Consider the following 18,367-nt stretch of genomic DNA (forward strand, 5'->3'; position numbering starts at 1 on the left):
GACATATAGGGGCGGAATTGGGCGACCTCGCCAAGATCTTCAAGGCGTATGACGTACGCGGTGTCGTACCGGACGAGTTCGACGAGGAGATCGCCGAGGCCGTGGGGGCGGCCTTCGCGGAAGTGGTGGGGGCCGATCGGATCGTGATCGCCCACGACATGCGGGAGTCCTCCGGCCCGCTCGCGGCGGCCTTCGCCCGCGGCGCGACCTCCCGGGGCGCCGATGTGATCAACGCCGGACTCGGCTCCACCGACCTGCTCTACTACGCGAGCGGCACCCTGAACCTGCCGGGTGTCATGTTCACCGCCAGCCACAACCCGGCGCAGTACAACGGCATGAAGATGTGCCGCGCGGGCGCCGTGCCGATCGGCTCCGAGACGGGCCTGACCGAGATCCGCGACCGGGCGCTCGGCCTGCTGGGCGCCCCGGCCCACGACCCGACCGGCGGCGTCACCACCCAGGACCTGCTGAGGGGCTACGCCGACCACCTGAAGTCGCTCGTCGACCTGGCCGGCAGCCGGCCGCTGAAGGTCGTCGTCGACGCCGGCAACGGCATGGGCGGCCACACCGTGCCCGAGGTGTTCGCCGGGCTGCCGATCGACCTCGTGCCGCTCTACTTCGAGCTCGACGGCTCCTTCCCCAACCACGAGGCCAACCCGATCGAGCCGGCCAACCTGGTCGACCTGCAGCAGGCCGTCCTGGAGCACAGGGCCGACATCGGCATCGCCTTCGACGGCGACGCCGACCGCTGCTGGGTGATCGACGAGAAGGGCGCCTCGGTCTCCCCGTCGACGATCACCGCGCTCGTGGCGGCCCGCGAGCTGGCCAAGCACCCCGGAGCCACGATCATCCACAACCTGATCACCTCGCGCGGCGTCCCCGAGATCATCAAGGAGAACGGCGGGGTGCCCGTCCGCACCCGCGTCGGCCACTCCTTCATCAAGGCCGAGATGGCCCGCACGGGCGCCGTCTTCGGCGGCGAGCACTCGGCCCACTACTACTTCCGCGACTTCTGGTACGCCGACTCGGGCATGCTGGCCGCCCTCCACGTGCTGGCCGCCCTCGGCGAGCAGGACCGCCCCCTGTCGGAGGTGCTGGCCGCCTACGCGCGCTACACGGCCTCCGGCGAGATCAACAGCACCGTCGCCGACCAGGCCGCCGCCACCGCCAAGGTGCGCGAGGTGTTCGGGTCCCGCGAGGGTGTTACCTTCGATGAGCTGGACGGCCTGACCGTCACCGGTCCGACCTGGTGGTTCAACCTGCGCCCGTCCAACACCGAACCGCTGCTCCGGCTCAACGCCGAGGGCGACGACGAGGTGACCATGGCCGGTGTGCGCGACGACGTTCTGAAAGAGGTTCGAGGGATTTGAAGATCGACGACTGGCTGCTGGAGATCCTGGCCTGCCCGGCGTGCAAGTCCCCGCTCCGGGCCGAGGCCGACGAACTGGCCTGCACCTCCGAGAGCTGCGGCCTGGTCTACCCGGTTCGCGACGACATTCCCGTGCTGCTGGTCGACGAGGCACGGAAGGCATGATCTGGGAGCCTGAGCTGCTCGACGACCAGAGCCATCTGGTCGCGGCCGATCCCTCGGGCATGCTTCCTGCGGTCGCCTCGGCGGCCGCCCAGATCCGCACCGGCCGCCGCCTGGCCGCCGAGGCGGGCGCGGGGGTGGTCGCCACCGAGGGTCGCCCGAGGGCCGTCGTGACGCTCGGCATGGGCGTCAGCGGCGTGTCGGGCGAGATCCTCCGGGCGATCTGCGGCAACGGCGCGCCGATCCCGATCACGACCGTGGGCGGCCACCGGCTGCCCGGCTGGATCGGCGCCAACGACCTGGTGTTCGCCGTGTCGGCCTCCGGGGCCACCGAGGAGACCCTCGGCCTGGCCTGGGAGGCTGCCCGGCGCGGCTGCCGTCTGGTCGGGGTCGGCCGTCCCGGCTCGCCGCTCCAGTCGCTGTGCACCCAGCGCGGGGCGCCGTTCGTCCCGGTCGAGGCCGCGCAGGGCCATGCCCGCGCGGCGCTGTGGGCGCTGACGGTCCCGCTCATCGTGGCGGCGTCGTCGCTGGGCCTCGCCGACGTCCCCGAGCCGGTGTACGAAGCCACCGCCACCCTGCTCGAAGACCTGGCCCACCGGTGCCGCCCGTCGAGCGACACGTTCATCAACCCCGGCAAGACGCTGGCCATGGAGCTGGCCGAGTCGGTGCCGATGGTGTGGGGCTCCTCGGCCCTGCCGATCGTCGCCGCCCACCGGCTGGTCCACCAGCTCTACGAGAACGCCAAATACCCGGCGATCTTCGGCGAGCTGCCCGAGGCGGCCCACAACCAGGTGGCCGCGTTCGACGGCCCGCTCGCCGAGCGCGACATCTTCGCCGACACACAGGGCCGCCAGCTGCGGCTGTTCGTGCTCCGCGACATCGACGAAGACGAGCGCGAGACCCGCACCCGGGGCACCACGGTCCGGCTGGCCGAAAACCGCGACGTGCGGGTGTCGGAGCTGATGGCCGAGGGGCGTCATCCGCTTGAACGGCTGGCGACGCTCATCGGGCTGGCCGACTTCGCCAGCGTCTATCTGGCACTTGGTTATGGAATCGATCCCACTCCGGTGAGCGCGGTCAGGGAGTTGAAGGCCAGAATTGCCCGTTAGGATCTTCTGGCCGAAAACCTGAGGGAGTGTCATCGTGAGCGCCAGTGGCGGAACTAAGGCGATCGTCGCGGCGCTGGTCGCCAACTTGTCGATCGCCGTGGCGAAGTTCGTCGCCTTCTTGTTCACCGGATCGTCGTCCATGATCGCCGAGTCGGTCCACTCCGTGGCCGACTCGGGGAACCAGGCGCTGCTGCTGCTGGGCGGCAAGCGGGCGGCCCGTGAACGCACCGAGCAGCACCCGTTCGGCTACGGCCGTGAGCGCTACTTCTACTCGTTCGTGGTCGCGGTCGTGCTGTTCACGATCGGCGCGCTGTTCTCGCTGTACGAGGGCTACCACAAGCTCCAGCACCCCGAAGACCTGAGGTCGCCGCAGTGGGCGTTCGGCGTGCTGATCTTCGCGATCATCGCCGAGACGATCTCCTTCCGCACCGCGATCAAGGAGTCGCTGCCGCACAAGGGCAACCTGACGTGGTGGCAGTTCATCCGCCGGTCGAAGTCGCCCGAGCTGCCCGTCATCGTGCTCGAAGACCTGGGCGCCCTGCTCGGTCTGATCTTCGCCCTCTTCGGCGTCACCATGGCCGTCGTCACCGGGAACGGCGTCTGGGACGGCATCGGCACCGTGATGATCGGTGTCCTGCTCGGCGCCATCGCGATCGTGCTGGCCATCGAGACCAAGTCGCTGCTCATCGGTGAGAGCGCCGGCCCCGAGGTCGACGCGCAGATCCGCGAGGCCCTGGAGAGCGCGCCCGAGGTGACCCGGGTCATCCACATGCGCACCCTCCACGTCGGCCCCGAGGAACTGCTCGTCGCCGCCAAGATCGCCGTGCAGCACGACGACACCGCCGCCGAGGTCGCCCGGGGCATCGACGAGGCCGAGCAGCGCATCCGCGCGGCCGTGCCGATCGCCCGGATCATCTACCTCGAACCGGCCATCGAGTCGTCAGCGCCCGCGCAGCAGGCGTAGCGCCTTCTCCTTCTCGAAGTCCAGCGCCCTGCGGGGCGCCTGGATGCGCCCGATCCGCACGCCCAGGTCGCGCACGGCCTGGGCGACGGCGGGTTCCGACAGCGCCCTCAGCGCGAACGCGAGTTCGCCGGGCGAGACGTCGAACCTCTTCTCCAGCTCCATCGCCTGGGTGACGGCGGCGAGCTCCTCGTCGCCGAAGCGGCGGTGTGAGCGCGAGACGTGGACGGCCGGAGGCCGCCCATGGCTCGCGCCATGAATCTGCCTGGGAGCTGCGTCGCGGACGGGCGGCAGCAGCCCGAGCGCCTCCCGATATCGCAGCATTCTGGGCGACATGCCCAATTTGGCGGCGGCCTCCGTGATGCGCATGAGCCCATTCTTACATTCTTGTGTCAGGTTCGGCGCTCGCGGGTGGTGTTCGCCTCTACAGTGGCAGAGGACGCTACGAGAGGGGACACCCCAAGATGGACTTCAAGGTCGCCGACCTGTCGCTCGCAGACTTCGGCCGCAAGGAGATTCGCCTCGCCGAGCACGAGATGCCGGGCCTGATGGCGACGCGCAAGGAGTTCGCCGCCTCCCAGCCGCTCCGGGGCGCGAAGATCATGGGCTCGCTGCACATGACCATCCAGACCGCCGTCCTGATCGAGACGCTGGTCGCCCTGGGCGCCGATGTGCGCTGGGTCTCGTGCAACATCTTCTCCACGCAGGACCACGCCGCCGCCGCGGTCGTCGTCGGCCCCGAGGGGACCGTCGAGGAGCCCAAGGGCGTGCCGGTCTTCGCCTGGAAGGGCGAGACGCTGGAGGAGTACTGGTGGTGCACCGACCAGGCGCTGCAGTGGCCTGACGGCACCGGCCCCAACATGATCCTCGACGACGGTGGCGACGCCACCCTGCTCGTCCACAAGGGCGCCGAGTTCGAGAAGGCCGGCGGCGTCGTGCCGACCGCCTCCGAAGACGACCCCGAAGAGTGGGGCATCATCCTCGACCTGCTCCGCCGCACGGTCAACGACGACCGGCGCTGGACCAAGACCGCCGAGGCGATCAAGGGCGTCACCGAGGAGACCACCACCGGTGTCCACCGCCTCTACGAGATGTTCAACAACCGCCAGCTGCTCTTCCCGGCCATCAACGTGAACGACTCGGTCACCAAGTCGAAGTTCGACAACAAGTACGGCTGCCGCCACTCGGTGATCGACGGCCTCAACCGCGCCACCGACGTGCTGATCGGCGGCAAGGTGGCCGTGGTCGCCGGCTACGGCGACGTCGGCAAGGGCTGCGCCGACGCGCTGCGCGGCCAGGGCGCCCGCGTGATCGTGACCGAGATCGACCCCATCTGCGCCCTCCAGGCCGCGATGGACGGCTTCCAGGTCACCACTCTGGAGGAGGTCGTCGGCATCGCCGACATCTTCGTCACCACGACCGGCAACTTCAGCATCATCACCGCCGACCACATGGCGCAGATGAAGCACAACGCGATCGTGTCCAACATCGGCCACTTCGACAACGAGATCGACATGGCCGGTCTGGCCCGCATCCCGGGCATCGAGAAGGAAGAGGTCAAGCCCCAGGTCCACACCTGGCGCTTCCCCGACGGCAAGCAGATCATCGTGCTCGCCGAAGGCCGTCTGATGAACCTGGGCTGCGCCACCGGCCACCCCTCGTTCGTCATGTCGAACTCCTTCACCAACCAGGTGATCGCGCAGATCGAGCTGTTCACCAAGACCGACGACTACCCGATCGGCGTGTACGTGCTGCCCAAGCACCTCGACGAGAAGGTCGCCCGCCTCCACCTCGACGCGCTCGGCGTGAAGCTGACGGTGCTGTCGAAGAAGCAGGCCGAGTACATCGGCGTCGACGTCGAGGGCCCCTACAAGCCCGACCACTACCGCTACTGATCATGGATGCCGTTCTGGCCGAGGCCGGGGAGCGCCGGATCGGGTGGGCCTCGCGCGCCATGCCGGTGCTCACCGCGATCGGCGCGGGGTTCGGCGGCGACCGCCCGCTCGACGGGCTGAAGGTCGCCGCCTGCCTCCACGTCACGGCCGAGACGGCGGTGCTCCTGGGCGCGCTGAAGGCGGGCGGCGCGGAGATCGCGCTGGCCGCCTCCAACCCGCTCTCGACGCAGGACGACGTCGCCGCCGCCCTGGCCGACTACGGCATCGCCGTGCACGCCAGGGCGGGGGTCGACCGCGACACCTACTACCGGCACATCCACCGGGCCCTCGACATCGGGCCCGACATCGTCCTCGACGACGGCTGCGACCTGGTCAACATCCTGCACACGGAACGTTCCGACCTGGTCGTCAAGGGCGGCTGCGAGGAGACCACGACCGGGATCATCCGGCTGCGCCAGATGGCCGCCGAGGGGGCGCTGAAGTTCCCGATGGTGGCGGTGAACGACACCCGTACGAAGCGGATGTTCGACAACCGCTACGGCACCGGCCAGTCGACGCTCGACGGCATCATGCGGGCCACCAACACCCTGATCGCGGGCCGGACGGTCGTGGTGGCCGGGTTCGGCTTCTGCGGCCGGGGCGTGGCCGAGCGGGCCCGCGGCATGGGCGCGCGGGTCATCGTGACCGAGATCGACCCGGTGAAGGCGCTCGACGCCTCGCTGCACGGCTACGGCGTGGCCACGATGGCCGAGGCGGCCGAGATCGGCGACGTGTTCGTCACGGTCACCGGCAACCGCGACGTGATCAGGGCCGAACACCTGGCGGTCATGAAAGACGGCGCGATCCTGGCCAACGCGGGCCACTTCGACGTCGAGATCGACGTACGGGCCCTGGAGTCGATGGCCGAGGAGGTCCACTACCAGGTGCGGCCCAACACCGACGAGTTCGTCGTGAACGGCCGTCGGCTGCTGCTGCTGGCCGAGGGCCGGCTGGTGAACCTGGCGGCGGCCGAGGGCCATCCGGCGGCGGTGATGGACATGTCGTTCTCCGCCCAGGCGCTCGCGGTGGCGTGGCTGGCGGCCGAGCACGCGTCGCTCAAGCCGGGGGTCTACGACGTGCCCGACGGGATCGACGCGCGGGTCGCCGGGCTGAAGCTGGCGGCGGCGGGGATCACGATCGACGGGCTGACCGCCGAGCAGGAGGCCTACCTGCACAGCTGGCGTTCAGGTTCGTAGAAACAGTTGTGTTACCCCATGGATACCGGCAATCTGCCGTACTACGGTCATATCACTCGGCTCGCTCCAGGCCAGTCACCTGAGCCGAGATGACGGGCGGGTACGACCGGTTCGCCTCTCCCTCTGCGCTCCGGACGTACCCGCCCAACCCCACTGCAGGCGTGCCCCATGCCTGCGTTCGTCACAACTGCCCCTGGCGTCTTTGGCTAAACCTCGCGATGTCGCGGCGGCGGCGTTCCGCGAGCACGGCGGCCAGGTAGGCGTAGGGCGGAACCCCAGGTGGGGGCGGGGGTTGGACGCGTGCGGAGACCTGTGAGGCGATCCGCAAACCCATCTCGTGAGCGGCGTGCGGCGAGAGCTGCGGCAGCCGCGTCAGGTACTGCCGGGCCACCGTGGCCAGGTCGTCGGTGAGGCCGGTCAGCTCCAGCGTGGCCGCCCAGGTGGCGAGCTGCGGCGGCATCTCGGGCGGGGTCTCCGAGTCCTTGGGCGCCCGCTCCGAGATGACGACGGTGCCGCCGAACAGGTCGCCCAGCCGCTTGCCCTTCTGGTTGACCAGCGCGCAGATCACCGCCGGGGCGCCGGTCAGCATGTAGATCTCGACGACGGACGTCAGGCCGCGGAAGAACGCCTGCCGGAACCGCTCGGGCCCGCCGTCGTCGGCGACCACCCGCAGGCCGAGGGCCATCTTGCCGAGGCTGCGGCCGCGCGACAGGGTCTCGAAGGTCACCGGGTAGCCGACCACGACCGCCACGATCGAGACGATGATCAGCGCGGTGGCCAGCGACTCGTCGATGTCGCCGAGCGCGAACGCGATCAGCAGCAGAGCCCCGACCAGCAGCACGATCTGCACGATGAGGTCGATGAGGAAGGCGACCACCCGGATCGGCAACTGCGCCAGCGGCACGTCGAGCGCCACGGCGTCGCCGGTCACGAGGTCAGGGCGCGGCACATCGGACATGTCCTGACCCTACTAGGCTCGCGATCGTGGACATCGACGCCTTCCGTGCCGCCCACCAGCCGACCTGGGACCGGCTCGACGAGCTGGTGAAACGGCGGCGCAGGCTGACCGGGCCGGAGGTCGACGAACTCGTCGAGCTCTACCAGCGGGTGTCCACCCACCTGTCGATCGCCCGCTCCACGTCCAGAGACGGCGTGCTGACCGGGCGGCTGTCGGCGCTGGTGGCCCGCGCGCGGTCGGCCGTCACCGGCGCCCACGCGCCCGCATGGCGGGAGTTCCTCCGGTTCTGGACGGTCTCGTTCCCGGTGGTCTGCTACCGGTCGTGGCGGTGGTGGCTGGGCGCGGCCGTGGCCTCGCTGGTCGTCGCGGCGGCCGTGGGGGTGTGGGTGGCCGCCAACCCCGACGTGCGGGCCGCGATGGGCACCCCCGAGGAGATCAGGCAGCTGGTCGAGCACGACTTCGCCGACTACTACAGCGAGAACCCGGCCGGGTCGTTCGCCGCGCACGTGTGGGTGAACAACGCGTGGGTGGCCGCCCAGTGCATCGCCTCGGCGGCGATCGGGGGCGTGCTCATCCCGTACATCCTCTACCAGAACGCCGCCAACCTCGGGCTGGTCGGCGGCATCATGATCGACTCGGGCCGGGGCGACGTGTTCTTCGGGCTGATCACGCCCCACGGGCTGCTGGAGCTCACGGCGGTGTTCCTGGCCGCCGGGGCGGGCATGCGGGTCGGCTGGTCGCTGATCGCGCCGGGCCCGCGCCCCCGCGCGCAGGTGCTCGCCGAACAGGGGCGCGCGGTGGTCGCGGTGGTGCTCGGGCTGGCGGTGGTGCTGCTGGTCTCGGGCCTCGTCGAGGCCCTCGTCACCCCCTCGCCGCTGCCGACCTGGGCCCGCGTCTCGATCGGCGCCGCCGCCGAGCTCGCCTTCCTGCTGTACGTCGTCCACTTCGGCCGCCGCGCCGCGAGGGCGGGCGAGACGGGCGACATCGCCGACGCCCCCGACTACGTGCCGACGGCCTAGAGCCGGCCCGCCGCCTTCAGGTTCAGGTAGGCGTCGGCCAGCGCCGAGGCCAGGTCGCCCGGCAGGGCGTCGACGACCTCGACCCCGTGACGGCGCAGCCGCGCGGTCACCTGGCGGCGTTCGACCTGCTGGCGTTCGGCCGCCGCCGCCTCGAACACCTCCGCCGCGCCGTCGCGCCCGGCCGCCAGCGCGGCCACCCGGGGGTCGGCCACGGCGGCCAGCAGCACCAGGTGCCGGGAGGCGAGCTGGGGGAGGACCGGCAGCAGGCCCTCGTCGAGCGCGGTCGCGTTGAGGTCGGTCAGCACCACCACCAGGCAGCGCCGCTTCGCGCGGGCCAGCACGGCGGCCACCATCCCGTGGGCGTCGGCCTCCACGAGCTCCGGCTCCAGCGGCGCCATCGCGGTCACCAGGCCGGGCAGCAGGTCGCCCCGGCCGCCGCCGGCCACCTGGGCCCTGATCGTCCGGTCGTAGGCGAGGAAGTCGACCCGGTCGCCCGCCCGCGCGCACAGCGCGGCCAGCAGCAGGGCGGCGTCCATGCCCCAGTCGAGCCGGGGCCAGCCGCTCGGGTCGCCCGACGCCGGGTCGACCCCCACCCGTCCCGCCGAGGTGCGGCCCGTGTCGAGGACGATCAGCACCCGCCGGTCGCGTTCGGGCCGCCAGGTGCGCACCACGACGTCGGCCCGGCGCGCGGTGGCCCGCCAGTCGATCGACCGGACGTCGTCGCCGACGACGTACTCGCGCAGCGAGTCGAACTCGGTGCCCTGGCCGCGGATCTGGACCGGGTTCAGCCCCTCGATCGCCCGCAGCCGGGCCAGCTTGGCCGGCAGGTGGCGGCGGGACAGGAACGGCGGCAGCACCCTGACCCGCCCGTCGACCCGGTGAGACCCCTGCCGCGCGGCCACGCCGAGCGGCCCCAGCGCCCGCACGGTCACCGCGGCGGCCGTGAAATCGCCCCTGCGGAGCGGACGCAGGGTCGTGGTCACCCGGCGGCGTTCTCCGGCCGGGACGTCGAGGTCGTGCTCCCTGGGGGCCGGACGGGTGCTCGGCGGCCACGCGTCGCGCAGCAGGCCCCGGACCCGGCGGCGGCCCGGATTGGCCACCAGCAGGGTGATCTCGGCGGTCTCCCCGAGACGTACCCGCTGATCGTCGGACCGCTCGAACCGCAGCGCCCGCACACTGCCCGCCAGCGCCAGGTCGACCACGACGGCCAGCACGATCACCGCGACGACCAGCCAGAACGCGAGAGCGGGCGCGGGCGCGGCGAGCACGATGAGCGCCCCCGCCACCGCCAGCAGCGCGGCCCGCCCGGTCAGCGCCATCAGCGCGGCACGGGGACGGACGCCAGGATGCCGTCGAGCACCCCGTCGGCGGTCGCGCCCTCCAGTTCGGCCTCCGGACGCAGCTGCACCCGGTGCCGCAACGCGGGCCGGGCCAGCGCCTTCACGTCGTCGGGCGTCACGTAGTCGCGCCCCGACAGCCAGCCCCATGCGCGAGCCGCCGCCAGCAGCGCGGTCGCGCCGCGCGGCGAGACGCCCAGCCCCAGCGACGGCGACTGCCGGGTCGCCCTGGCCAGGTCGACGATGTAGGCGAGCACCTCGGGCGACACGTGGGTCTCGGCGACCGCCTTTCGGCCCGCCGCCAGGTCGGCCGCGCTCGCCACCGCCTTCACGTGGGACAGGTCGCGCGGGTCGAACCCGTCGGCGTGCCGCCGCAGCACCGCGATCTCGTCGTCGCGCCCCGGCAGCGGCACGGTCAGCTTCAGCATGAACCGGTCGAGCTGCGCCTCGGGGAGCTGGTAGGTCCCCTCGTACTCCACCGGGTTCTGGGTCGCCGCCACAATGAACGGGTCGGGCAGCGGCCGGGGCGTCCCGTCGACGCTGACCTGCCGCTCCTCCATCGCCTCCAGCAGCGCCGCCTGGGTCTTCGGCGGCGTGCGGTTGATCTCGTCGGCCAGCAGCAGGTTCGTGAACACCGGCCCCGACCGGAACTCGAACTCGGCGGTACGCGCGTCGTAGACCAGCGATCCGGTCACGTCGCCCGGCATCAGGTCGGGGGTGAACTGCACCCGCTTGAAGTCGACCGACAGCGCCGCCGCGAGCGTCCGCACCAGCAGCGTCTTGGCCACACCCGGCACGCCTTCGAGCAGCACGTGGCCCCGGCACAGCAGCGCGATCACCAGCCCGGAGACCACGGCGTCCTGCCCCACCACGGCCTTCGCGACCTCGGCGCGTAGAGCCGCCAGCGCCTCCCTGGAGGCGTCAGGTGTCGTCACGAGTCTCGTTCCTGCCTTTCGGTCGGGCCTGCCGCGGTCTTCGCGAAAAGCGTCGTCAAAGCCTGCGGGCAGGTGTCGGGTGTCGTCACGAGTCCCGTACCTGCCTTTCGATGGTGTCGAGGTCGCGTGCGAGGGCGACCAGTGCGGCGTCTCCCGTGGGGGCCTCGCCGTAGAGGATCCGGTGAATCTGTCCGCCATCCTGCCCGGTCCGGGCGGCGATCGCCGTAACGATCTCGTTCTGGCCGGCCGTCGCGGCCAGCCCCAGCCGCGGCGTCATCCGCGCCAGGGCGGCCTCGCGCAGGGCCAGCGCCGCCCGGTCGCGGGCCGAGCGGGCCCGGTAGAGGCGGCCCCGTCCTTCGACGGTCTCGGCGGCCCGGACGACCACCGGCAGCCGCTCCTCGACCACCGGCCCCAGACGACGGCCCCGCCACAGGGCGGTGAGCAGCACCGCCAGGCCCAGCGCCCAGGTGAACCAGCCGACGTTCGCCGGGATCAGCTGCTCGATCGACTTCCCGCCGCCCTCGGGCACCCCGAGCGGGGAGCGGGGCGCGAACCAGGTGACCCGCCGGTGGGTGCCCGCCAGGTTCATCGCCAGCGCGGCGTTGCCGTTCTGCGCCAGCTTCTCGTTGGTCATGAACGACCCCGACCCGACCAGGGTGGCGTCGCCGACCACGGCGACCGTGCCCCGGTAACAGGTGGCGCCGCCGAACGACCAGCCGCCGAGGAGGGCGTCTCCGGCCAGCACGGCGGCCTTCAGGTCGCAGCCGGCCGCCCGGACCACCTCGGACGAACCGGGGCTCGCGACCACCCCGGGCGCCAGCGCCTGCAGCACCGGCCGGGTCGGCGCGATCAGCAGCCGGGGCCCCGGCCGCCCGGCGAGCTCGGCCAGCCTGGCGGCGTCGACCAGGAACTCGGGCCGGGCCACCACCAGCAGCGAGCCCTCTGCCTGCTCGATGGCGTCGTCGAACGTGGTCACCTGGTTCACCTCGACGCCCTGGGCGCGCAGCAGCTCGGCCAGCGCGCGGGCGCCCTGGGGCGTGGTCGCCTCGACGTCGAGCCGCCCGCCGTTGCGGGTGCCGCTGACCAGCACGATCAGCGTGGCCACGACCACGATCGCGCCGAGCGCGCCCAGCACGCCGCGCCAGGAGCGCCACCTCTCGGTGATCGTCGGGGTGATGGACGTCATCGCAGGGTCGCCTTCTCCCGGCGGACCGCCGTGTCGAGGTCGGTGAGCGCGGCGTACCCCTCGGGGGTGCCCGGACGCTCGCCGTAGGTGACGTCGGCGAACGTCCGGGCGCCCTGATCGAGGTCGGCGGCCAGCGCGGGCAGCGCCCGGCCCGCCTCGGCGGCCAGCTCGGTGGCCGTGCGCCCCGGCATGGGTTCCACGATCGTGCGTTCCTCCAGCTCACGGGCGATGGCGCGGAGGCGTTCCCGGATCGCCTGGGCCCACTCTCCGGCCGCGGCGTGCCGCTCGGCCAGGGCCCGGTGTTCGGCGGCTCCCAGCCGGGTCTCCCCGAACAGGCCGCCGTCGCCCGGCCGCCGGCTGCGTGGGGCCTTGCGGGCCGCCCGGACCAGCGCGAACACGATGACCGCCAGGATCAGCACGAGCACCGTCAGCGTCAGCCAGCCGCCGGGAACGCCCGTGGCCCGCTCGATCAGGTCGTTGATGAACTCCCAGAGCCGGTCGAGCAGCCGGTCGACCCACGACGGCTTCGGGTAGGCCGGATCGGAGAGCTCGCGGACGGCGGCCTCTCTGGCGGCCTCCCGGCCGATCTCGACGGGGACGTCTATGACCATGGGTTGCGCGGGCGCCACAGGTTCTCGGGGGCGGTGCCGGGGGCGCCCTGCTGGCGCTCCACGGCCTCGGTCTGGAGAACCAGGTCGAACGCTTCGGCGCGCATGCGGCGGTCGGCGTACAGGAGGGTGGTGACCCCGGCGGAGAACGGGTTGGTGATGGTGCCGGCGATGATGGCGCCGACGCCGCCGAGGATCGCGGCGATGTAGAACTGCCCGTTGGTGACCGGTGCGTTGGGGTCGCCGATCGAGGTGAAGAGCGAGAACGGCGCCGACACCGCCGCGGCGACCAGGCCGACCACGATCGCGGTCAGCAGCAGGATGCCGAACACCCGCCAGAAGTCGCCCTTGACCAGCCGGAACGACCGGCTCATCGCGGCGCCGACGCCGAGGCCCTCCAGCACGATCGCCGAGCCGGCCAGGCTGAGCTTGGTGTAGAGGAACACCGCGAGGCAGACGCCGCCGGTGATCAGGACCAGCGCGAGCAGCGCCACCGCGCCCTCCGGCGCTCCCGCCGCAGCCAGCATGACCAGCAGGACGACCGGCCCCAGGAAGACGCCGAACACGATCAGCGACTGCAGCAGCGCCAGCCCGAGCAGCGACGGCACCCGGCCCTTGACGATGTTCCAGGCCTGGCCGATCGAGATCTGCTCGCCGAAGACGGCCCGGCCGATGATCCCGGTGAGCATGCCGGTCAGCACGACCATGGCCACCGCGGTCACGACGCTGCTCAGCAGCGCGCTGCCGACGAGCGCGGCCAGCGGGCCGAGGAGGGCTTCGAAGTCGTCGGCCGTCGTCGCCCCGGTGCTGAGCGCAGCGTCGGCGAGCGGGCCGAACGTGGGCAGCTGGATCGCCAGCGTGATGATCTCGGCGATCGTCACCACCAGCGCCGACAGCCCCAGAGTCGCCTTCGGGTTGGCCCGGATGAACGACACCGCGCCGTTGTAGAGGTCACCCAGCTGCAGTGGCCGCAGCGGGATGATGCCGGGCTTGAGCACCGGCGCGCCGTAGTGGCCGCCGCCGTAGTAGCCGCCGGGCGGGGGAGGCGGCGGGGGCGGATAGTGGCCGCCGCCGGGCGGCGGATAGGAACCGGGGGCGTTGGGGTCGGCCCAGGGGCCGGGCGAACCGTAAGCGGGGGGCTGCGTGGGGGACCAGCCGGGGGGCGGCTGCTCACGATCGCCGGGGCCGTCTGTCATGTCCCAATCCTGGCATGATGCGGCCCCCGCCGCAGGTCGGCATGGAGCACACTTGGAACGTGACCTGTTCTTGGGATTCTCGTTACGGTAGCGGCACGCCCGGCTATTTGGGCCTAAACTTCGTCCTTTGTCACGGCCGTGTTTCATCTACCACAGGGTCACGGGTAACCTTCCGATAAATCGCCCAAATACCTCCTTAGCTGCGCCGAAGTAACGAATGAGGGGCCATGAAAGGACGCGTGCTGGTCGTCGACGACGACGCCGCTCTCGCCGAGATGCTCGGCATCGTCTTGCGCGGGGAGGGTTTCGAACCGTCCTTCGTCTCAGACGGCGACAAGGCGCTCGACGCGTTCCGCGACACCCGCCCTGATCTCGTGCTGCTCGACCTGATGCTGCCGGGGGCCGACGGCATCGACGTCTGCCGGCGCATCCGCGCCGAGTCCGGCGTCCCGATCGTGATGCTCACGGCCAAGAGCGACACCATCGACGTGGTGCTGGGCCTCGAGTCGGGCGCCGACGACTACATCGTCAAGCCCTTCAAGCCCAAGGAGCTCGTGGCCCGGGTCCGGGCGCGGCTGCGCCGCACCGACGAGCCGACCCCCGAGATCCTGCAGATAGGGGACATCACGATCGACGTTGCGGGCCACTCCGTCAAGCGGTTCGACGAGACGATCAACCTCACGCCGCTGGAGTTCGACCTGCTCGTCGCGCTGGCCCGCAAGCCGCGCCAGGTGTTCACCCGTGAAGTGCTGCTGGAGCAGGTCTGGGGCTACCGCCACGCCGCCGACACGCGGCTGGTCAACGTCCACGTGCAGCGGCTCCGCGCGAAGATCGAGAAGGACCCCGAGCACCCCGAGATCGTCGTGACGGTCCGCGGCGTGGGGTACAAAGCCGGCCCAGCCTGATCCTCGTCTGATCTGAATGGTCAAGAAGCGGCAGCGACGGACTCCCCGGCAGATCGCCCGGGGGGTCCGTCGCCGTGCTCGGCGGATCGCGGGCCGGGCGCGCTCGGCCTGGCGGCGCTCCCTCCAGATGCGGGTGGTCACCTCCACCCTGCTGATCTCGATGGTCGTCGTGGCCGTCCTGGGCGTCTTCCTGTTCCAGTCGATCAACAAGACCATGCTGGCCGGCCGGACCGACGCCGCCACCGCCGAGGCCCGCGCCAACGTGCTGACGGTCTCCGACTACCTGTCGAGCGCCGCCGAGCCCGACCCGGGCGAGCAGTCCGACCCCGCCACGCAGACCATGCTCGACCCCGCCGACCAGGCCATCAACGTGCTGGCCCAGCGCGCCGGGGCGCGCTACGCGGTGGTCATCTTCAACGACGGCATCGTCGGGCAGGACCGGGCGACCCTCAACATCGACGCCTACAAGAGCGTGCCGCGCGGGTTCCGCGAGCAGGTGCGCACCGGCACCGCCGACCAGACGGCCTCGCGCTACAGCCCGCTGCGCTACCTGAGCGGTGAGACCGTCTCGGGGCTGGTCATCGGGTCGCGGGTCTTCGGCGGCGCCAACGGCACCTACGAGGTCTACCACCTGTTCCCGCTCAACGAGGAGGAGGAGACCCTCAGCTCGGTCCTCCAGCTCCTCGTGCTGGTCGGCGCCGGCCTGGTGCTGCTGCTGGCCGCGATCGCCTCGCTGGTCACCCGCCAGGTCGTCACGCCCGTACGGCTGGCCCGCCAGGCCGCCGAGCGGCTGGCCTCCGGCCGCCTCGAAGAGCGCCTGAAGGTCCGCGGCGAAGACGACCTGGCCCGCCTCGCCACCTCGTTCAACGAGATGGCCTCCAACCTCGCGCTCAAGATCCACCAGCTCGAGGAGCTCTCCCAGGTGCAGCGCCAGTTCGTCTCCGACGTCTCCCACGAGCTGCGCACCCCGCTGACCACCGTCCGCATGGCCGCCGATCTCCTGTACGACGCCCGCGAGGACTTCGACCCCATGGCCGCCCGCTCGGCCGAGCTCATGCAGGCCCAGCTCGAACGGTTCGAGTCGATGCTGGCCGACCTGCTGGAGATCAGCCGCTACGACGCCGGCGCGGCCACCCTCGACCTCGAGTCGGTCGACATGCGCGACGTCGTGCTGCGCGCGGTCGGCGACTCCGAGGCCCTGGCCGAACGCCACGCCACCCGCTTCGAGCTGCGGCTGCCCACCGAGCCGTGCATGGCCGAGTGCGACACCCGGCGGATCGAGCGCATCCTGCGCAACCTGCTGTTCAACGCGATCGAGCACGGCGAGGGCAAGGACATCGTGGTCACCCTCGGGGCCGACCGCGACGCGGTGGCCGTGGCCGTCCGCGACCACGGCGTGGGCCTGCGCGCGGGCGAGGAGAACATGGTCTTCGACCGCTTCTGGCGGGCCGACCCGTCCCGCGCCCGCACCATCGGCGGCACCGGCCTGGGCCTGGCCATCTCCCGCGAGGACGCGATCCTGCACGGCGGCTGGCTGCAGGCCTGGGGCTCGCCGGGCGAGGGCACCCAGTTCCGGCTCTCGCTGCCGCGTACGGCCGGGAGCGTGCTCAAGGGGTCGCCGCTGCCCCTGGTGCCGCCGGAGGTCGAGATGCGGCGGACCTGGCGCGGGCACGCCACGCCCGTGCTGTCGGCCGCGGCGGGGGAGTCGGGGGTGTTCGATGTCGACTAAGCGACGTGTGCTGACGATGGTGGCGACGCTCGCCACCCTCACGGGCTGCACGATCGTGCCGGCCAGCGGCAACCCGCCGACGGCCAGCGAGGAGGAGCGCGGGGGCGACATCCTCAGCCAGACCTACGTACGGATCCTGGCCTCGCCGCCCCGGCCCGACGCGACCGCCGTGGAGATCGTGCGCGGCTTCCAGGCCGCGATGGCCAGCTTCGACGACCCCCAGCGCAAGATCGCCCGGCAGTACCTGACGGGCGCGGCGGCGGCGTCCTGGCAACCCTGGGCCGCCGCGACGCGGGTCTGCGACTGCCGCTTCGCCGACGACCTGCCCGAAGAGGACGCCGAGAAGTTCATCGTGTCGTTCAAGGGCCGCCAGGTCGGCACCCTGGAGGCGGGCGGCCGCTACCGCGCGGCCTCCGAGGGCACCCTCGACGAGGCGTTCACGCTGGTCCGGGTCAACGGCGAGTGGCGCATCGCCGAGGCCCCCCAGGGCCTGATCCTGCTCCGCACCGACCTCACGAGGGCGTACGCCCCCGTGGAGATCTACTTCCCCAACCCGTCGTTCAACGGCCTGGTGGCCGACCGGGTGCGGGTGCCGATCGACCCCAGCCGGGGCCTGCCCGAGTCGCTCATCCGGACCCTGCTGCGCGGCCCGACGGGCCCGCTGTCCGGCGCGGTCGAGAACGTCTACCCCAAGGGCACCGAGCTGAACGGGATCGAGATCGAGGGCGACACGCTCTACGTCGACTTCTCCTCGCCGATCGCGGCCCTGCGCAACAGCCCCGACCGCATCAAGGCGATGAAGGCGCAGCTCGCCTGGTCGCTCGGCACCGACCGGGTGGGCGGCCGCTACATCGAGATCCTGGTGAACGGCGAGGCGTTCCCCGGCGGCGGCATGCGCTTCAAGCCGACCGAATACCCGACCTACAACCCGTCGGTGATCACCGGCGACGCCGCCGGATACTTCGTCCGCGACGGCCGGATGTTCCGGGTCGCGGGCAAGGACGAGGAGCAGCCGGCGGCGGTGCTCGGCGCGGCCGGGCAGCCGACCCGGCCGTTCAACCACGGCGCGGTCTCCGCCGAGGGCCGCGACCAGGTGGCCGCCCTGATGGGCGACGAGACGGGGGTCTGGGTCACCCAGATGGTGGCCGGCAGCCCGTGGCAGCGCTGGATCAACGCCCAGGGCCGTCTCACGCCGCCGTCGTGGGACCGCGAGGGCCAGGTCTGGGCGGTCGAGACGGCCGGCGGCAAGTCGCAGGTCTGGCGCGCCTCCACGGTCGGCCACCAGTCGCCGGTGCTGGCCCCCGAGCTCGAGAACGCCAACGTGAGCGCGTTCCGGGTGGCCCGTGACGGGGTCAGGGTCGCGGTCGTGGCCGACAACGGGGCGGGGCAGACCGTTCAGATAGGCTCGATCGTGCGCGGCCCGACCTATCGGGTCGGGGCGCTGGAGACCCTGGTGCCCCCGGAAGAGGGCCAGAAGGTCGTCGACGTGGCGTGGAGAGACGCCACCACCCTGCTGGTGCTGACCGAGAAGGACTCCCCGAACGGCCCCCAGCAGGCTCTGGCAGCCTACCCGATCATGGACGGCGACGAGAAGACCCCGATCGAGCTGTCCAAGCGCCTCACGTCCATCACGAGCACCGATTCGCGCATCCTGGCCAGCGACGAGAACGGCGCCGTCACGGTGTGGGACGGCAAGAAGTGGACCACCCTCGTCGACGATGGCTCCAGCTTCCCCGCCTACCCTCTGGGGTGAACTTTCGTCA

Annotated in this window: 17 protein-coding genes; 10 read left to right on the top strand and 7 right to left on the bottom strand. The window is 71.7% G+C overall.

Annotated elements, in window-relative coordinates:
- Positions 1-17: 17 nt before the first annotated feature.
- The 4 genes from FDA94_RS14110 to FDA94_RS14125 are packed head-to-tail and all read left to right on the top strand — an operon-like array spanning position 18 to position 3,604.
- Positions 18-1,370: a phosphomannomutase/phosphoglucomutase gene (locus FDA94_RS14110; protein ID WP_137247503.1), complete on the top strand. Its 1,353-nt coding sequence runs from the start codon at positions 18-20 to the stop codon at positions 1,368-1,370.
- Positions 1,367-1,534, top strand: coding sequence for a Trm112 family protein (locus tag FDA94_RS14115; RefSeq protein WP_083958892.1), 168 nt, complete (start codon positions 1,367-1,369; stop codon positions 1,532-1,534). Before FDA94_RS14110 ends, FDA94_RS14115 begins: the two co-directional genes overlap by 4 nt.
- Positions 1,531-2,640 carry an SIS domain-containing protein gene (locus FDA94_RS14120; protein ID WP_137247504.1) on the top strand — a complete coding sequence of 370 codons (1,110 nt, stop codon included), beginning with the start codon at positions 1,531-1,533 and terminating at the stop codon, positions 2,638-2,640. The genes FDA94_RS14115 and FDA94_RS14120 overlap by 4 nt, the downstream gene beginning before the upstream one ends.
- Positions 2,641-2,674: 34 nt before the next feature.
- The gene (locus FDA94_RS14125) at positions 2,675-3,604 is read left to right on the top strand and encodes a cation diffusion facilitator family transporter (protein ID WP_137247505.1); all 930 of its coding nucleotides are present in this window, start codon (positions 2,675-2,677) and stop codon (positions 3,602-3,604) included.
- Here FDA94_RS14125 and FDA94_RS14130 read toward each other — a convergent pair.
- Positions 3,581-3,970, bottom strand: a complete 390-nt coding sequence (locus FDA94_RS14130; RefSeq protein ID WP_137247506.1) for a MerR family DNA-binding transcriptional regulator — start codon at positions 3,968-3,970, stop codon at positions 3,581-3,583. The genes FDA94_RS14125 and FDA94_RS14130 overlap by 24 nt on opposite strands.
- A 95-nt stretch (positions 3,971-4,065) precedes the next feature.
- Here FDA94_RS14130 and ahcY point away from each other — a divergent pair, with 95 nt between their 5' ends.
- Entirely contained in the window at positions 4,066-5,496 is a 1,431-nt protein-coding gene (gene ahcY, locus FDA94_RS14135; RefSeq protein WP_137247507.1) for an adenosylhomocysteinase, read from the top strand.
- 2 nt (positions 5,497-5,498) lie between these two features.
- Positions 5,499-6,731 carry an adenosylhomocysteinase gene (locus tag FDA94_RS14140; RefSeq protein WP_137247508.1) on the top strand — a complete coding sequence of 411 codons (1,233 nt, stop codon included), beginning with the start codon at positions 5,499-5,501 and terminating at the stop codon, positions 6,729-6,731.
- A 181-nt stretch (positions 6,732-6,912) separates the two neighbouring features.
- Here FDA94_RS14140 and FDA94_RS14145 read toward each other — a convergent pair whose 3' ends face one another.
- Positions 6,913-7,689 (bottom strand): RDD family protein, encoded by a 777-nt coding sequence (locus FDA94_RS14145; RefSeq protein ID WP_137247509.1) that lies wholly within the window; start codon positions 7,687-7,689, stop codon positions 6,913-6,915.
- Between the two features lie 26 nt (positions 7,690-7,715).
- On the opposite strand from FDA94_RS14145, the gene FDA94_RS14150 reads away from it, so the two are divergent.
- Positions 7,716-8,708, top strand: coding sequence for a stage II sporulation protein M (locus FDA94_RS14150; protein ID WP_137247510.1), 993 nt, complete (start codon positions 7,716-7,718; stop codon positions 8,706-8,708).
- Here the strand turns inward: FDA94_RS14150 and FDA94_RS14155 are convergent.
- The 5 genes from FDA94_RS14155 to FDA94_RS14175 all read right to left on the bottom strand — a co-directional run bounded on the left by FDA94_RS14155 (position 8,705) and on the right by FDA94_RS14175 (position 13,970).
- On the bottom strand, positions 8,705-10,027 hold the full coding sequence (locus tag FDA94_RS14155; protein ID WP_137247511.1) for a DUF58 domain-containing protein: 1,323 nt from the start codon (positions 10,025-10,027) through the stop codon (positions 8,705-8,707). The genes FDA94_RS14150 and FDA94_RS14155 overlap by 4 nt on opposite strands.
- Positions 10,027-10,980, bottom strand: coding sequence for an AAA family ATPase (locus tag FDA94_RS14160; RefSeq protein ID WP_137247512.1), 954 nt, complete (start codon positions 10,978-10,980; stop codon positions 10,027-10,029). Before FDA94_RS14160 ends, FDA94_RS14155 begins: the two co-directional genes overlap by 1 nt.
- A gap of 85 nt (positions 10,981-11,065) precedes the next feature.
- Positions 11,066-12,166: a DUF4350 domain-containing protein gene (locus FDA94_RS14165; RefSeq protein WP_137247513.1), complete on the bottom strand. Its 1,101-nt coding sequence runs from the start codon at positions 12,164-12,166 to the stop codon at positions 11,066-11,068.
- Positions 12,163-12,777: a DUF4129 domain-containing protein gene (locus tag FDA94_RS14170; protein ID WP_137247514.1), complete on the bottom strand. Its 615-nt coding sequence runs from the start codon at positions 12,775-12,777 to the stop codon at positions 12,163-12,165. The genes FDA94_RS14165 and FDA94_RS14170 overlap by 4 nt, the downstream gene beginning before the upstream one ends.
- Positions 12,768-13,970, bottom strand: coding sequence for a DUF7847 domain-containing protein (locus FDA94_RS14175; protein WP_137247515.1), 1,203 nt, complete (start codon positions 13,968-13,970; stop codon positions 12,768-12,770). Before FDA94_RS14175 ends, FDA94_RS14170 begins: the two co-directional genes overlap by 10 nt.
- A gap of 227 nt (positions 13,971-14,197) precedes the next feature.
- Between FDA94_RS14175 and mtrA the strand changes: the two genes are divergently transcribed.
- From mtrA to FDA94_RS14190, 3 genes are read left to right on the top strand one after another with little or no spacing between them, the layout of a single operon-like run.
- Positions 14,198-14,875 (top strand): MtrAB system response regulator MtrA, encoded by a 678-nt coding sequence (gene mtrA / locus FDA94_RS14180; protein WP_030451251.1) that lies wholly within the window; start codon positions 14,198-14,200, stop codon positions 14,873-14,875.
- Positions 14,876-14,891: 16 nt separating this feature from the next.
- Entirely contained in the window at positions 14,892-16,604 is a 1,713-nt protein-coding gene (gene mtrB / locus FDA94_RS14185; RefSeq protein ID WP_137247516.1) for an MtrAB system histidine kinase MtrB, read from the top strand.
- Positions 16,594-18,357 (top strand): LpqB family beta-propeller domain-containing protein, encoded by a 1,764-nt coding sequence (locus FDA94_RS14190; RefSeq protein WP_137247517.1) that lies wholly within the window; start codon positions 16,594-16,596, stop codon positions 18,355-18,357. Before mtrB ends, FDA94_RS14190 begins: the two co-directional genes overlap by 11 nt.
- Positions 18,358-18,367: the final 10 nt, after the last annotated feature.

It is taken from the genome of Herbidospora galbida, assembly GCF_005233835.1.
GTDB lineage: Bacteria > Actinomycetota > Actinomycetes > Streptosporangiales > Streptosporangiaceae > Herbidospora > Herbidospora galbida.

Bases quoted from the DNA above. Each gene is read 5' to 3' on its own strand.
- FDA94_RS14120 (WP_137247504.1), top strand. From the start codon at position 1,531: ATGATCTGGGAGCCTGAGCTGCTCGACGACCAGAGCCATCTGGTCGCG.
- FDA94_RS14130 (WP_137247506.1), bottom strand. From the start codon at position 3,970: ATGCGCATCACGGAGGCCGCCGCCAAATTGGGCATGTCGCCCAGAATG.
- ahcY (WP_137247507.1), top strand. From the start codon at position 4,066: ATGGACTTCAAGGTCGCCGACCTGTCGCTCGCAGACTTCGGCCGCAAG.
- FDA94_RS14140 (WP_137247508.1), top strand. From the start codon at position 5,499: ATGGATGCCGTTCTGGCCGAGGCCGGGGAGCGCCGGATCGGGTGGGCC.
- FDA94_RS14145 (WP_137247509.1), bottom strand. From the start codon at position 7,689: ATGTCCGATGTGCCGCGCCCTGACCTCGTGACCGGCGACGCCGTGGCG.
- FDA94_RS14155 (WP_137247511.1), bottom strand. From the start codon at position 10,027: ATGGCGCTGACCGGGCGGGCCGCGCTGCTGGCGGTGGCGGGGGCGCTC.
- FDA94_RS14165 (WP_137247513.1), bottom strand. From the start codon at position 12,166: ATGACGTCCATCACCCCGACGATCACCGAGAGGTGGCGCTCCTGGCGC.
- FDA94_RS14170 (WP_137247514.1), bottom strand. From the start codon at position 12,777: ATGGTCATAGACGTCCCCGTCGAGATCGGCCGGGAGGCCGCCAGAGAG.
- FDA94_RS14175 (WP_137247515.1), bottom strand. From the start codon at position 13,970: ATGACAGACGGCCCCGGCGATCGTGAGCAGCCGCCCCCCGGCTGGTCC.
- mtrA (WP_030451251.1), top strand. From the start codon at position 14,198: ATGAAAGGACGCGTGCTGGTCGTCGACGACGACGCCGCTCTCGCCGAG.
- mtrB (WP_137247516.1), top strand. From the start codon at position 14,892: ATGGTCAAGAAGCGGCAGCGACGGACTCCCCGGCAGATCGCCCGGGGG.
- FDA94_RS14190 (WP_137247517.1), top strand. From the start codon at position 16,594: ATGTCGACTAAGCGACGTGTGCTGACGATGGTGGCGACGCTCGCCACC.